7 protein-coding genes are annotated in these 15,686 nt (G+C 72.1%); 6 read left to right on the forward strand and 1 reads right to left on the reverse strand.

Going from position 1 to position 15,686, the window contains the following annotated elements; translation table 11 throughout:
* Positions 1-2 precede the first annotated feature (2 nt).
* The 3 genes from ACQEVC_RS26930 to ACQEVC_RS26940 are packed head-to-tail and all read left to right on the forward strand — an operon-like array spanning position 3 to position 2,335.
* On the forward strand, positions 3-422 hold the full coding sequence (locus tag ACQEVC_RS26930) for a hypothetical protein (RefSeq protein ID WP_432882680.1): 420 nt from the start codon (positions 3-5) through the stop codon (positions 420-422).
* Positions 419-1,465, forward strand: a complete 1,047-nt coding sequence (locus ACQEVC_RS26935) for a hypothetical protein (RefSeq protein WP_432882681.1) — start codon at positions 419-421, stop codon at positions 1,463-1,465. Before ACQEVC_RS26930 ends, ACQEVC_RS26935 begins: the two co-directional genes overlap by 4 nt.
* Positions 1,466-1,492: 27 nt before the next feature.
* Positions 1,493-2,335 (forward strand): hypothetical protein, encoded by an 843-nt coding sequence (locus ACQEVC_RS26940; RefSeq protein ID WP_432882684.1) that lies wholly within the window; start codon positions 1,493-1,495, stop codon positions 2,333-2,335.
* Positions 2,336-2,567: 232 nt separating this feature from the next.
* On the opposite strand, the gene ACQEVC_RS26945 is transcribed toward ACQEVC_RS26940, so the two are convergent.
* Positions 2,568-4,004 (reverse strand): non-reducing end alpha-L-arabinofuranosidase family hydrolase, encoded by a 1,437-nt coding sequence (locus ACQEVC_RS26945; RefSeq protein ID WP_432882686.1) that lies wholly within the window; start codon positions 4,002-4,004, stop codon positions 2,568-2,570.
* Positions 4,005-4,723: 719 nt separating this feature from the next.
* Between ACQEVC_RS26945 and ACQEVC_RS26950 the strand changes: the two genes are divergently transcribed.
* The 3 genes from ACQEVC_RS26950 to ACQEVC_RS26960 all read left to right on the forward strand — a co-directional run bounded on the left by ACQEVC_RS26950 (position 4,724) and on the right by ACQEVC_RS26960 (position 15,685).
* A complete protein-coding gene (locus ACQEVC_RS26950) occupies positions 4,724-6,346 on the forward strand; it encodes a sigma-70 family RNA polymerase sigma factor (protein WP_432882689.1) in 1,623 nt (540 codons plus the stop codon).
* A 1,117-nt stretch (positions 6,347-7,463) separates the two neighbouring features.
* On the forward strand, positions 7,464-8,627 hold the full coding sequence (locus ACQEVC_RS26955) for a hypothetical protein (protein WP_432882691.1): 1,164 nt from the start codon (positions 7,464-7,466) through the stop codon (positions 8,625-8,627).
* Between the two features lie 317 nt (positions 8,628-8,944).
* Positions 8,945-15,685, forward strand: a complete 6,741-nt coding sequence (locus tag ACQEVC_RS26960) for an SDR family oxidoreductase (protein ID WP_432882693.1) — start codon at positions 8,945-8,947, stop codon at positions 15,683-15,685.
* Position 15,686: the final 1 nt, after the last annotated feature.

A 15,686-nucleotide genomic window follows, 5' to 3' on the forward strand; every position in this document is an offset into this window, starting at 1 on the left:
CGATGGACTCGCCGGACCACGACATCGTCGCCGCCGACCGGCGGCTGTCCCTGGCTACCCCGACCGACCTGGAGGCGGTCGCCACCCGCGCCGTCGACCTCTACGACGAACGGCTCCTCGAAGAGGAGATCCCCACCATCGACCAGGGCGGACCGACCGGGCCCGGTGGGTTCGACCCGTACGACGAGCAGTTCCTCGCCGACGGCGGCCCGAGTGGCTACCTCGGCCCAGCCGACCGGCACCCCGGGCCGGGCGGCGGTGCTGGTCCGGCCGGCGACGGCTACGACACGTCGAGCCTGGCGCCCCCGGTCTCGCCCTCGGCGCTCAACTTTGTCGACGGGCACCCGCACAGCGGACTCATGCCCGAGGAGTTCATCCTCGCCGAGCAGTTCGACCAGTTGCGCACGAAGGAAGGTTGGTGACGATGATCGGACTCGCCCAGGCCGACGATTTCGACGAGCAGCGGCAGGACCAACAGAAGGAAGGGATCGACTATCTGGCCCGGTTGCCCCAGCAGCCCTGGACGGACGAACCGAAGCCGCCCAGCGACACCTTCGTCGAGGACCTGCGTAAGGATGCGCAGGAGACCGCCGGCCTGCTGCACGATGCCGCCCAGGTGGGTGGGCAGCTCGCCGACGGGGCCGCCGCCGGCCTGCCGCAGGAGGGGCAAGCCACCGTCCAGGTCGGTGGCGATCTCGTCGAGGGCGCGACCGGAATGATTAAGGACGCGTACCAGATGCCACCGTCGCCGGAGTGGTACCTGGACGCGGAGACCCAGGAGGTGACCGCCTGGGTCGAGCATGCCGGGAGGCTGTACCACGGACCGCTCCCGGAGTCGGAGTCGGAGTCGACAGCCGGGGCGAGCATTCGCGATGCCAGCGAGTTCCAGCCGTTCGCCGACCCGATGGACGTGGTGATGACCCGGCCCTGGTCCGCCGGCCAGGGCCAGGGATCGGAGAGCGCCGACGAGGTGGCGACGCGGCTACCGGCACCGGCCCAGGCGGTGTCCGAGCTGTACGAGAGCGTGCAGGTCCTCGACGCCCAGTTCCGGCACGGGCACGACCTGCCGACCCAGCTACCCGAGCTGTCCGAGATGGACACCGCCGAGCTTCGCGGCGTGGTGGCCGAACTCAAGACGCAGGTCAAGGAGCTGGTCGCCGAGATCAAGGAGCGCCGCGCCGAGGAGAGCCGGGCGGTGGTCGAGGAGAGCCAGCAGGTGGTCGAGGAGACGGCCACGCTGGACGAGGCACCACCGCCGCTGGTCGCGGTGACCACCGACCCGCCGCCGGATGGTTCCTACCAAGCCGGGTATCGCGGTGAGCCGGGCGGCGACCAGACTCGACCGGTGGTCGAGCCCACACCGGCGCCAGCGGAACCGACGGTGGAAACGCCCACGACGCCGGAGGAGTATCCCCCGTACGAGGCCGGATATCGCGGCGAGCAGCCGCGCCGGCCGGAACAGTGACGGATCGTCCCCCGTGCGGGCCACGCCGTGAGTGAGCTGCCCGGTGCGTTCAACATCGCGCTGACCGTGTCACGCCCGCTGGCCCGCGCCCAGCTCCGTACCCTGCCGTGGGGAGTGTCCGGCTGGTTGTTCGGGCTGGGCTGGCGGTTTTTCGCCCGCAGGGTCGACGGGCATTGGGCGCTGGCGAACGCCGAACGGCTCCGCTTCGCCCTCGGCGCGGTGGTGGTCTGTTCCGGCCTGGCGAGCGCCGCCACCCTCGGTGCCCGGGTCTGGCCGCTGATCCTGGCGAAGGCCGTGCTCGGCCCGGTGCTCGGGACGCCGGGCGTCGCGGCGGCCGGCGCGTACCTCCTCGTGCGCTCCGAGGGCGACCGGGCGTACGCCCGGACGCTGCTGCGCCGCCCGTTCGTCGTGGGGCTCGGCTGGCTCTCCGCCGCCGGCGTTCTGCTGCTGGTGTTCTGGTTCGTGCACGACGATCTGCGCCGGCCCGGCGTGTCCACTCTGCTGTTGCTGCTCGGGGCGGCCGGTCTGGCGCCGTTCACGCTGGGCGGCGTACTCCAGATCCACCGCAACGTGTTCGCGGCGGCCGACGGGCATCCACTGATGCCCGCGCTCGCCGCGCCGTGGCTCTGCCTCGGCGCGGTAACGGTGGAACTCGCCATGGTGGGTGTGCGACCGGCGTCGCTGGCCCTGTCCGGGGCGGCCGCCGCCGCAGTGGTGGCGGTCTGCGGGTGGGAGTACCGTACCGGCCGCGAGGTGTACGGCATCAGCGCCCGTACGGGCCCACCGGGCCTGGAAACCGACCCGGACACCGGTCAGGTGTGGTGGTCCCCGGTTGCCGGCCCTTCGTACTCACCGGCCCGGCCCGAGTGAGGAGCTCCGGTGCTTGATCAGTGAACCTGGGCGCAGCCGGCCTGATGGCCGATCCGGACTGACCCGACCACGGTGGGCGTGCGCCCCTGCACGTCAACGAGCCGGTTCACGGGGTGGCGCGGGTGCGCGGGCCGGCGGCTCCGCCCCATCGTGGTGCGGGGCCGCCGGCGGACCTGCGGTCGGCTGTGCGCTTACCGCTGGGATGTACGGAGGCTTCCTCAGCGGACAACCGTCAGCAGGTGGAGTTGGTCTGGGTGAGTAGGCCGAGGCGCCAGGGGAGGCTGTTGTAGTCGCCTCCGGCGTTGGGGTCCATGCCCTGGTAGGCGTAGCGCATGTTGCAGGGGCTGATGGTGAGGGTCTGGTCGACCTGGTCGCGGATCATCTCGCCGTGGCTGATGTCCCGGGTCCAGGCGCCGGCGGGGAAGTTCACGTTGTTGGCACGGGCGAAGGGGTTGCTCTCGGTGTCGGCCAGCGCCTGCCAGGGGCCGGCGATGGCAGGTGCGGTCCAGGATCGGAACCACCGGCGGCCGTCGCTGCCGATCGCCTCGTGGATCAGGAGGTACTGATTCTGGCCGGCCACCTTGTAGACGTTGGCGGCTTCGAAGAGCCGGTTGCGGTCGGCGTCCTGCATCGTGATCACCGGCTGGTTCATGCCGTTGGGGAAGTTCGCCACCGAGGTCTGTGACCGGTAGAGGTGGCCGTTGTCGTCCGAGGAGAACAGGTGGCAGTTGGCGCTGTCGCAGATGACCCACATGTCGACCCAGTAGCCGTTGCCGATGTTGTCCCGGATGATCTGCGGCATGTCGCTGTAGAAGTGCCGTGGCGCGGTCCAGCCGTTCGGGTTGCTGATGTCCGGGTTGGTGGAGTAGGAGGCGTTACCGGTCTGGTAGACGAGGTACCACAGTCGGTGCGGTGCGAAGTAGAACACCTGTGGTGCGGCCCGGTACCCGGTGCCGAGCGGCGCCTGGTCGAGGTAGTGGAAGGTGGCGTTGTTGGCCTGCGACCAGTCGGTGAAGTTGAGGTAGACGAGGTTGTAGCCCTCGGACTTCGCCGTGCTCGCGAAGACGTGGTACCGGCCGTTGTGGTAGACGACCGAGGGGTCCTTGATCCCGGCGATCTGGCGACCGTCGTTCTTGGGCCCGACCAGCACTCCGCTGGAGTTCCACCGGAAGCTGGTGGGCAGGCTTCCGGTGGGCGGGTTCGTGGGCGGGTCGGTCGGCGGGTTCGTGGGCGGGTTGGTCGATGGGTTGGTGACGCCGCCGGTGCAGGTCGTGCCGTTCAGGGTGAACGTCGAGGGCACCGGATTGCTGCCGGTCCACGATCCGTTGAAGCCGAACGACACGCTCGCGTTCGTGGCGATCGCGCCGTTGTAGCCGGCGTTCCTCGCGGTGACCTGGGCGCCGCTCTGGGTGACCGACGCGTTCCACGCCTGGGTGACCTGCTGACCCCCGCCGTACGTCCAGGTCAGGGTCCATCCGTTGATCGGGTCACCCAGGTTGGTCACGGTGACATTCGCGCCGAACCCGCCGGACCACTGGGACGATATCGAGTAGTTCACCGAGCAGCCGGCCGCAGCGGCGTGCGCGGGGAGGACCGCTGCCGCTGCGGCGGCAACCATTCCGATGACCGGTACGAGCAACCCTGCTCGTAGTCTGGCTGTCTGACGCACTGAAGACTCCTTACAGTCGCGCTGGTATCCGCCGCGTGTGGTGCACGGGACGGCGGGGCGTGTCCGCGTCGGCTCCGTACCAGCCAGCGGCCCTCGTGCCCGCGATGGGGTCGCGAGCGGTGCGACCGCCGGCGGTGGGTCCGGGGTGCACACGGTGCGCGACCGGCGCACCGGGCGGGCCCGCCCGCTCGATCGTGATTGGCGTGTCGGGTGACCCGACCGGTGGCGCGTCCGCGCGGCGGTACCGGTGCCTCCCCGGGTGCGGTATGCACCCGTGCCCATGGGTCGACATCGATGTGAGCGGTAACATATCCCTATCGGGACAGGGATCGCAAGAGGCGATTCCCGGCGTGTCGAATGAACGCACCACGTCGTCCGAACGATGGACCTGGCGGTCGCCCTCGGGTCGCCTCTTCCTGTTTCTGGACGACAGCGAGAAAGTCCGAGAATCCATCCCGGGATCCCGGATAAGGCGTACCGGGTTCCGCGTTCTGGTGGGGGTGGTGCTTCGTGACCGGTGGCCGGACAGATGCGGCCGGTTCTTGACTCAGCCGCCGCCGTCCATCACAGTCAACCACCACACCGCGGGCGCGGCGACTGCCAGGTACGCGTTCGGCGTGTGGCGGTTCGACCCGTGCCGCTGCTCGCCGGGTCGTCCTCTGGTCCGGGACGCCGGCCCCGATCCACCACCACCCCGGGTCCTGCGACAGCGATGGGATATGCGAGCTACCCGTACCAACGAGGCGAGCCTGGTCGTCGCCGCGCAGGCCGGGGACCGGCAGGCGCTCGACGAGCTCATCGCCGCCTACCTGCCGATCGTGTACACCCTGGTGCGCAGGGCCATGAGCGGCGATCCGGATGTCGACGACGTCGTGCAGGAGACGATGCTCCGCGCCCTGCGCGATCTGCGGATGCTGCGGACGCCGGAGAGCTTCCGGCCCTGGCTGCTCGCGGTCGCGTTGCGCCAGGTAAGCACCCAACTACAGCGGCAGCGCCGGGCCGCCGAGCGGGCCGTACCCCTGGACGAGGTGGCCGCGGAGCCGGACGCCGACGCGGACTTCGAGGATCTGACGTTGCTGCGTCTGGACCTGTCCGACCAGCGCCGGCAGGTGGTACGGGCCAGTCGCTGGCTCGATCCGGAGGACCGGGCCTTGCTGTCGCTGTGGTGGCTGGAGACCGCGGGTCGGTTGAGCAGGGCGGAGCTGGCGGAATCGCTCGGCGTCGGAGTGGCGCACGCCGGGGTGCGCGTCCAGCGGATGCGCCAGCAGCTTGAACTGAGCCGGACGCTGGTGGCCGCGTTGGACGCCAGCCCCGGCTGCGACCGTCTCGGGGCTGTGCTGGTCGGCTGGGACGGCCGGCCGAGCCCGCTGTGGCGCAAACGTATTACCCGGCACACCCGGTCCTGCCCGATCTGCCAGCGCCGTACCGGGGATCTGGTCGCGCTGGAGCGCCTGCTCGTGGGCCTCGCGCTGGTTCCGGTTCCCGCCGCGCTGGCGGCGGCGCTGGCCGGCAAGAGCACGGTGACGGCCGGGGTCGTCGGCGCTCTGTCGACGGCGGCCGTCTCGGGCGGGAGCGGGGCCGGCGGTTCCGCGGCGGTCGGCGCGAGCCTCAAGGCCGGGCTTGTCGGACAGCTCGGTCAGCTGATCGGGGCGCATCCCATCGTGGCGGCGGTCGCCGCCGGTACCGTCGTCGCCGGTGCCACGGTCACCACGGCAACCTGGCCGGCGCCGGAACCACGGCCACCCGTGCGCATCGCCGCGCCGCCATCGGCACCTGGCGCCACCGTGCCGCCGTCGGTGCCGGCGGTCGTCGTCGCGCCGACGTCGGCACCGCCCGCGAGCGCGCCGACTCCCCGGCGCCCGAGCCCGGCCGGCGGTACGCCGTCGAGCGTCGAATCCCGGCCGTTTCCGTCCGGGAGCGTGTCGATGGAGTCGGTCAACCAGGTGGGGCTGTTCGTCATCACGACCGACGACCTCGGTGTACTGACCCGGGTCGGCCCGGACAGCGACGGGACGGCCCGGCAACGTGCGACGTTCGAGGCGGTCCCCGGCCTGGCCGACAGTAGCTGTGTCTCCTTCCGGGCCCAGGACGGGCGGTACCTGCGGCATCTGAACTGGCGGGTGCGGTTGAACGCGGACGTGGGCACCCCGCTGTTCCGGGGGGACGCGACCTTCTGCGTGCGCGAGGGCGTGCTACCGGGCTCCGTGTCGCTGGAGTCGTCCAACTACCCCGGCTGGTTCCTGCGCCACCGCGACCTCCAGTTGTGGGTGGACCAGTCGACCGGCACCCCGGACTTTCGTGCTGACGCCTCCTTCCGGACCCGGCCTCCGCTGGCCGGGTGACACCCTGCCCTCGCCGTCGGCCTCCCTCCGGGCGGTCACGTCGCCGGCCGTTCGGCGAATGGCCGTGCGGCGGCGGTGCGACGGTCGACCGCTCGGCGGCCGTCGCGACCGTCCGGCACCGTCGCCGATAACAGAAAAACGGTGTGAGATTTGTGATTGTGGTGGATCGGCTCCTCTTCGGTGAAAAGTGTTATCGGTCGCCACGGTCAGAAGTCGGAGTCGTAAGGGCTTGTTCGGACGTGCGGGAAGCCGGTTCAGGCGCGGGCATTGAGGCCTGCACCTTGAAGGCCCTGAAACGGTCGGGCAATATCACATACGTCCGCTGAGCGGTTTCATCCGGTCCCGTTCGATGTGCCGAGGCATCGGCCGTCGGCCTTTGTTACCGTTAACACGCTCGGTGTCGCACCCGGGCGACAGAGGGGAAAGACCCTTGGACGTCGTGGCGCAGACCCCGCCGGTCGCGCCGGCTGCCGGACCGCCCACGGTACGGGTCGCGGCTGGTGGCCATCCTGGCGGACCGCGATCGCCGCCACCCTGGCCGGTGGCCCTCCTGGCGGTCGCGTTCCGCCCGGCGACGGGATCGCCGGTGTCGGTGGATACCACCCGGCTCCGGCCAACGCGGACATCCGCCCCGGCGCCGGACGGCAGGCCCGCTCCTCCTGCAGCAGGGATGGCGTCACCTTCGCCACCCACGGCCCGGCCCTCACGTTGCACAACGCCTGGCAGTTCTTCATGGGATACCGGTCAGACCGAGGTCGTTACCGGTAGAGGACTCGGGATACTCAACTACGCCACCCAGGCGCTCGGTGGCGCGGTCACGGGCCGGAGGTTCGACCTGTCCGCACCCTGAGGCTCCCGACGAATCAGGCGCAGGGACCGCCTTTCGGCGTCGACGACGTCCCGACGTCACCCCATCCGCGACGTGGAAATGGCCCGCCCGGAGCCGGTGCGGAGCGGGCCCGCACCGGATCCCGGCGCTGTCCGTGGATACCCGGACGAGATCATTTCCGCTCGACCGGTCGGGCGCGGACACATCGATCGAGGCCTTCCGGATCAACGGGCAGCGTGATCAATTGTTTGGACTACCATCGGCCCCTCCCAACGGAAGGAGTCCATAGTGAAGCGATTGATCGTCGTCGGCGTCGCCGCCATCCTGCCGCTCTGGCCCGGCATCCCGGCGTCCGCCAACACCGCGGCGGCACCGCCGGCCCGGGTAACCTCGCACTACGAGACGGCCACCGGTAACACCGCCGCACGGGACTGTGGCTACAGCGTCGCCCTGCCGGACCAACCTGGCCAGGCGCTCTGGCTCTTCTGCGACACCGTGTTCCTCGACGCGGCGGGTGAGGCCTTCGGTTTCATCGGCGGGACCACCGCCGCCACCGGCCCGTACGCGCCGGGAGCGGTGCCGGACCAGTTGAGTGAGCTGCCCACCCCGCCCGCCACGCCAGCGGTACCGCCGCGCACCGATGCCCCACGCCCGTTCCTCCCGACGCCCACCGGGCTGGTGCTCCCGGACGGCAGGCCGTGCGGTACGGCCGGCACCAACTCGTACGCGGCGTCGTGGCTCAGTGGGGCCACCCGGGGGCCGGCCCGGCTGATCAACGGGTACGACGGCAGTGACCTAGTCGCCCTCACCTACTCCGACGTCTGCGTCCGCGGCAACTGGGTGTGGACGACGCAGGCCTGGGGGATCAGCTTCTATCACCCGGCGAGCAACACGTTCGTGGCGCACCACCGCGTTTTCGCCACCGGCTCCACCGACGACCTCGCGTGGCAGCGGCAGTTCGGCTCGCCGATCTTCGCCGACGACGGGTTCCTCTACGTCTACGCGTTCCACTGCGACGACTCGGGCTTCGGCACGTGCGGCACCGGCCGTACCGTGCTGGCCCGTACGCTGTGGCGCGGCGTCGCCGCCTGGTCGCGCCCGCTGGCCTACCGCTACTGGACCACCGACGGCTGGACCAGCGACATCACCGCCGCCGACTCGGTGATGTCCGGGGCCCGGCCGTTCTTCCTCGACGTTCGCGCCTATTCCGACGGGCTGGCCGCCATCGAGCAGACCAGCCTCGGCGGCCACTACCGGATCTGGCGCGCGGGTTCTCCGGCCGGCCCCTGGACCGTCGGTGAAGAGCGACAGATCCCGGATTGCGCGTCGAGTGCCGAATCCTGGTGCTACGCATTCTTCGGGCATCCGGAGCTAAGTACGGCGAGCCATCTCATGTTGTCCTATTACGACCCTGACCAGCAACACGTCTTGGCGAACGCCGTGTCGTGGTGAAGCAACCGACTGCATGGCATCTGCGAAATGTTACATAGCGGGTGCAGATACTCTGCGGCGTCCCGTCGATGACGGGGAATGCCCAGGTGCCTGGGGATTGAAGAAGATCACCAAAACGGCGAAGGGACGTCGTCAAGTGGTCTTGTCCGATTGATATTGGCGCCCATAAAGTGATGGCCAGCTCAGCAGCGGATCTTTGTCCACCTAGTGCGGATCGCCGTTGAAGTAATCACACCATTCGGGGGCATGCGGTGTGTAGTGATGAGCTAGTGGTCGCCATCTGTCCAGGTACCGTCTTCGAACCCAGTCCACGTCTGGTGGCCGCCGTCGGCGCCGGTGGCGGTCTGGGCGTACTCGACCTGTCTGTCGACAACACGCGCGGGTTGCGGGCGGTGCGCGAAACCGCGTCGCTCTCCTCCGTACCGTTCGGGATCCGGGTGGCCGCAGGCTGCGAGGCAACTTTGTCCGATGTGGAGCAGGCGGCCGCGGGCCGGCTCTGCACGGTGGTCGTGGCACCGGACTCACCCTGGCCCGTGCCGGAGGTGGCGGCCCGGCACCGGGTTCTCGTCGAGGTCACCGGCCTCGACGAGGCCCGCCGGGCCGCCACGGCCGGCGCGTACGGGCTGATCGTCCGCGGCTCGGAGGCAGGCGGCCGGGTCGGTGAACTCAGTTCGTTCGTCCTGATGCAGCGGATTCTCGCCGACGACACCCTGGACCTGCCGGTCTGGGTCTGCGGCGGCATCGGCCCGCGCACCGCCGCGGCCTGCGTCGTCGGCGGTGCCCGCGGCGTGGTGCTGGACAGCCAGCTCGCGCTCATGCCCGAGGCCGACCTGCCGGACGACACCATCGCCGCCATCCGCCGGATGGACGGCTCGGAAACCGTCCTTCGTGGACACGTACGGGGGATTTCCCGACCTGGCACCGACGACCTGCTCCAGGTCGGCCAGGACGGTGGACTGGCGTCGGAGTTCGTCCGCCGCTGGCCGGACGCCGCTGCTGCGGTACGCGGAGTCAGGGCGGCGATCCTCGACGCCACCGCCGACGACGCCGCCCCCGATCTGCTGGCCTCCGGGGCGCCGCTGGCCCGCGCGCTCGGCGTGCGGTTCCCGGTGGCACAGGGGCCGATGACCCGGGTCAGCGACGAGGCGCCGTTCGCGGCAGCGGTCGCGGACGGCGGCGGCCTGCCGTTCGTCGCGCTGGCGCTGGCCGACGCGGAACGGTCCCGGCGCCTGCTGCGCGAGACCGCCGCCGCGCTGGGCGACCGTCCCTGGGGGGTCGGCATCCTCGGGTTCGTCCCGGACGAACTGCGGGCGGCGCAGCTCGAGGTGATCCGGGAGATCCGACCGACCTGCGTCATCGTCGCCGGAGGGCGGCCGGCGCAGGCGACCGTGCTGGAGGCCGACGGCATCGCGACCTTCCTGCACGTGCCCTCGCCCGGCCTGCTGCGCCAGTTCCTGGCCGCCGGTGCCCGCAGGTTCGTCTTCGAGGGCGCGGAGTGCGGCGGGCACGTCGGCCCCCGGGCCAGCTTCCCGCTGTGGGAGGCCCAGCTCACGGTGATCGAGCAGCACCTCGACGCGGGCGGCGACGGCGCCGGCCTGGAGGTGTTCTTCGCCGGCGGCGTCCACGACGCGCGGTCCGCGGCGATGGTCGCGACCATGGCGGCGCCGCTGGCCCGCCGTGGCGTGCGGATGGGCGTCCTGATGGGTACGGCCTACCTGTTCACCCGCGAGGCGGTCGAGTGCGGCGCGATCCGGCCCGGGTTCCAGCGCGAGGCGTTGGCGGCGACCGGCACCGCCCTGTTGGAGACGGCGCCCGGGCACGCCACCCGGTGCCTGCCCAGCCCGTTCGTGGACGACTTCCACCGGCTCCAGGCCGAGTTGTCCGCCGCCGGAGCCGACAGCCGGCAGGTGTGGCAGCACCTGGAAATGCTCAACGTCGGCCGGCTACGACTCGCCAGCAAGGGCGTCCGCCGCGACGGCGACGACCTGGTGGCGGTCGACGAGCACATCCAGGCCGCCGAGGGGCTGTTCATGGCCGGCCAGGTCGCCGTGCTGCGCGACGAGCCGACCACCATCGCCGACCTGCACGCCGGGGTGACCGGTGACGCGGCCGCCTTCCACCGCGAGCGGACCCGCACGCTGCGCGCCGAACTCGGCAGCTCGGAGCCGGCCGGGCGGCCACGGCAACCCGCACCGCTGGACATCGCGATCGTCGGCATGGCCTGCGTGTTCCCCGGGTCGCCCGACCTGGCCGGTTTCTGGCGGACGATCCTCGACGCCGAGGACGCGATCACCGAGGTACCCGCACAGCGGTGGGACGTCGACACCTACTACCGGCCCGAGGTGGGCCCCGACCAGGCCGGCCGGTACACCGTGTCCAAGTGGGGCGGCTTCCTCCGGCCGGTACCCTTCGACGCGATCCGGTACGGCATCCCGCCGGCCGCGCTGGGCAGCATCGACCCGACCCAACTGCTGGCGTTGGAGGTCGCGCACCGGGCCTTGCTCGACGCGGGATACCCGCCGGAGTCGTCCACGGTGGACCGCTCCCGGATCGGGGTGGTCTTCGGTGCCGAGGCCGGCAGCGACATGGGGCACGCGCAGACGCTGCGTACCATGCTCCCCGGCTACCTGGGTGAGGTACCCGCCGGGCTGGAGGGTCAGCTCCCGACGGTGACCGAGGACTCCTTCCCCGGCGTACTGGCGAACGTCATCGCCGGCCGGGTCGCCAACCGGCTGGACCTGGGCGGGCCGAACCTCACCGTCGACGCCGCCTGCGCATCCTCGCTGGCCGCGCTCGACGCGGCCTGCAAGGAACTGCTGACCGGCGACAGCGACGTGATGGTCTGCGGCGCGGCCGACCTGCACAACGGCATCAACGACTTCCTGATGTTCACCTCCGCCCACGCGCTCTCCCCGACCGGGCGCTGCCGCACCTTCGACAGCTCCGGAGACGGGATCGCGTTGGGAGAGGGAGTGGCCTGCGTGGTGCTGCGGCGGCTGGCCGACGCCGAGCGCGACCACGACCGCATCTACGCGGTGATCAAGGGCGTCGGCGCGTCGAGCGACGGTCGGGCGCTCGGCCTCACCGCTCCGCGTGCGGAGGGCCAGCGGCGGGCGCTGGACCGGGCGTACCGCAGCGCCGGGGTCTCGCCGAGCCGGGTGGGGCTGGTGGAGGCGCACGGTACCGGCACGGTCGTCGGCGACCGTACCGAGCTGGAGACCCTCACCAGGCTCTTCACGGACGCGGGTGCGGCGGCCGGAGAGTGCGCGCTGGGATCGGTGAAGTCACAGATCGGGCACACCAAGTGCGCCGCCGGTCTGGCCGGCGTGATCAAGGTCGCCCTCTCGCTCCACCACGGAGTCCGTCCGCCCACGATCAACCTGAGCCGGCCCAACCCGGCCTGGCAGCCCGAACTGAGCCCGTTCGCGTTCTACACCGAGTCGCGTCCATGGCTGGCGGCCCCAGCGGATCGACTGGCCGGGGTGAGCGCCTTCGGCTTCGGCGGCACCAACTACCACGCCGTACTCGGCGGTCACGCCGGCACGGTGCCGCCGCGCCACACCCGGCACGAGTGGCCTGCGGAGCTCTTCTGCTTCCGCGGCGCCGACCGGGCCGCGGCACACCGGTCGGTGTCGGCGCTGGCGGGCGAGCTGGCCGCGCCGCGGGTACCCGCCGTCCGGCTGCGCGACCTGGCCGCCCGGCTGGCCCGGGAGTCCGACCGCCGGAGCGGCCCGGTCCAGGTCGCGGTCGTCGCCCGTGACCTGGACGAGCTGGCGACCCTGCTGCGGCGTGCGCTGGCCGGTGAGCACGACCCGAGGAGCGGCCTGGTCCAGCCGTCCCGGCCGCCCACCGGGGGCACGGTGGCCTTCCTGTTTCCCGGGCAGGGCAGCCAGCGGCCGGGTGCGTTGGCCGACCTGTTCGTGAGCTTTCCCGAGCTGCGGCGCTACCTTCACCTCGGCGGAGAGCTGTCCCGGCTGCTCTGCCCGCCCAGCGCGTTCGGCGAGCCGGCCCGGCGCGAGCTCTCGGAGCGGGTCCGGGACACCCGTGCCGCGCAGCCGATCCTCGGCATCTGCGGTCTCGCCGTCGACCATCTGCTACGCCGGCTCGGCGTCCAGCCGGACGCCGCCGCCGGGCACAGCTACGGCGAGCTGGTCGCGCTCTGCGTGGCCGGCGCCTTCGACGAGCAGACCCTGCTGGACCTCAGCCAGGAGCGGGCGGACGCCATCCTGGCTGCCGCCGGTGCCGACCCGGGCACGATGGCCGCGGTCGCGGGGACCGCGCGGCAGGTCGGCGACATACTCGCCGACGGTGGCGTCGACGACGTGGTCGTGGCCAACCACAACGCACCGGACCAGGTCGTGATCTCCGGACCCAGCCCGGCCGTCCGGGCCGCGGTCGCGACGTTGACCGACGCCGGACTGTCCGCTCGGGGACTCCAGGTCGGGTGCGCGTTCCACAGTCCGCTGGTCGCTGGGGCCGGCGAACGGCTGGCCGAGGTGCTGGCCCAAACCCCGGTGACGAGGCCGGCGATTCCGGTCTGGGCCAACCGGACCGCCGGGCGCTACCCGGACGACCCCGACGGGATCCGGCGCGAACTGTCCGCGCAGGTCGGCGCGTCGGTGCGGTTCGTGGACCAGATCGAGGCCATGTACGCCAGCGGGGTGCGGACCTTCGTCGAGACCGGTCCGGGTCAGGCGCTCACCCGGCTGGTCGGTGCGGTGCTGGGCGACCGCCCGCACCTGGCCGTCGCGTGTGACGGTGCGCCAGGTGCGGGGCTGCGGGCCTTCCTGCTCGCGCTCGCCGAGCTGGCCTGTGCGGGCGTACCGGTGCAGACCGGCTGGCTGTTCCGGGGGCGGGACGCGGACGGTGTCCCGGAGCGCGAGTCCCCGGCCCGGCCGACCTGGACGGTCGACGGTCAGCTCGTCCGGGACGCCAACGGCGACTGCCTGCCCGGTGGCATGAGACCACCCCGACGCGTCGAGGAGTTGCAGATGACCACAGCGGCTGGCGGACGGGACGATCTGGTCGCCGAATATCTCAAGACGGCCCGCGAGCTGATCGCCTCGCAGCGTGACGTCATGCTCGCGTACCTCTCGGACGGGGCGCCGGGGAACACCGGCCGGCTGGTCTGGCAGCCCGCCCAGGCGGAGCTGGCGGCGTCCCCGGCGGTCGCCGTACCGGCGCCGGCCGAACCCGCGCCGGAGCCGGTCGAGGCGGTACCCCCGGCCGAGCTGGACTTCCAGGGCGCGGTGCTCGCGGTCATCAGCGAACGCACCGGCTACCCGGTCGACCTGGTCGGCCTCGACCTCGACCTGGAGGCCGACCTGAGCATCGACTCGATCAAGCGCGCCGAGGTCGCCGGAGAGGTCGCCACCCGCCTGCGGCTGCCGGTGGCCGGCGGTGACCAGGCCGCGCTCGAGGACCTGGTCAAGGCGCGCACGGTCCGCGCCATGGTGGAGTGGTTGACCGAGAAGGTCGCCGCCACCGCACCGGCGGGTGGCCCGTCCCTGCGGGCGCCGGAACCACCGGCGTCGCCGCGCTCCCCGCAGGCGGCGGAGCGGACCGGCCCCGACCATCCGATCGCGGCGCCGACCCGGATGGTGGCCCGCCGTCTGGCCCTGACGGAACCGGCGGGGGCGGCGGACAGCGACCTGTCGGGCGCTACCTTCCTGGTCACCGGTGCCGGGCCGGTACCGGACCGGGTGGTGGAATTGCTCCGCGAGCGTGGTGCGACCGCGCGGACCGCAACGCTGGAGGAGGACCGGCCGCTCCCGGCGGACGAGCTGGCTGCGGCCGGCAAGCTGGACGGACTGGTCGTGCTCGACGGCCTGACCACCGCCGGGTGGCAGTTGCTGCCGGCGGTCTTCCCGCTGGTCAAGCAGGCCCTGGCCGCCGGTCCCCGCTGGCTGCTGGCCGCCGCCGCGGCCGGCGGAACCCGGGCCGACGGCCTGCCGGGTCTGTTCCGGACGATCAACCGGGAGTACCCGGCGGTGTCGGCGCGGCTGGTAGAGATGGACGGCTCGGCGCCGGCCGAGCGGCTCGCCGCCGAACTGGTCGAGGAGATCCTGCTCGGCGGGCAGGTGCCGGTGGTCTGCCGGGACGACGGCGCCCGGTACACCGTGGACCTGGTCGGGGAACCACTGCCCGGCCCGTCCGGCGGCGGCGCCGGGCCGGCGGCCGACGGGGTGGCGGAAGCGCGGGCGCTCGGTCTCGGCAGCGACTCGGTGGTGGTCCTGATCGGCGGTGCGCAGGGCATCACGGCGTCGTTCGCCCGGCTGCTCGCGTCCGCCACCCGCTGCCACCTCCAGCTGGTCGGCCGCACCTCACCGCCGGACCATCCCGAGCAGCCCGACACGGCCGGCGCCGCCGACCTCGCCGGGGTACGTGCGGCGCTGTCCCGGCGCGGCCTGCGCTCACCGGCCGAGATCGACCGGATGGCGCAGGGCATCATCACCGGACGCGAGGTCGAGGCCACCGTCCGCGAACTGCGTGATCTCGGCAGCGAGGTGCGCTACCACACCCTGGACGTGCGCGACCAGGAGGCGACCCACCGGCTGCTGAAGGAGATCCAGAGCGAGTACGGCCGGATCGACGGCGTGGTCTTCGCCGCCGGGATCATCGAGGACAAGCTGCTGGCGGACAAGTCCCCGGAGTCTTTCGCCCGCGTGTTCGGCACCAAGGTGGACGGTGTGCACGGTGTGCTGGAGGCGCTGGAGGACCTGCCCCGGGCGCCCCGGTTCGTGGTCCTCTACGGCAGCATCGCCGCGGCCTTCGGCAGTCGCGGCCAGGGCGACTACGCGGCCGCGAACGACGCGATGGCCACGGTCGGCGGGCGGTGGGCGGCCCGTACCGGCATCCGCTGCCTGACCGTGCACTGGGGACCGTGGGCGCCGGTGGCGGGGCACCGTGGCATGGTGACGGCCGAGCTGAGCCAGGAGTACGCCCGCCGCGGCATCGCGCTGATCGACCGCGAGGAGGGCGTGCTCAGCCTGCTGCGCGAGCTGGCCTGGGGTGACGCCACGGTCGGCTCGGTCGTCTACACCGCCTCGGGCTGGTAGC

The sequence above is a fragment of the Plantactinospora sp. CA-294935 genome (genome assembly GCF_050936445.1).
Classification (GTDB): Bacteria; Actinomycetota; Actinomycetes; order Mycobacteriales; family Micromonosporaceae; genus Plantactinospora.

What these genes read in the sequence shown, in the direction of transcription:
- ACQEVC_RS26930 (WP_432882680.1), top strand. Translation starts at nt 3, where the DNA reads ATGGACTCGCCGGACCACGACATCGTCGCCGCCGACCGGCGGCTGTCC.
- ACQEVC_RS26950 (WP_432882689.1), top strand. Translation starts at nt 4,724, where the DNA reads ATGCGAGCTACCCGTACCAACGAGGCGAGCCTGGTCGTCGCCGCGCAG.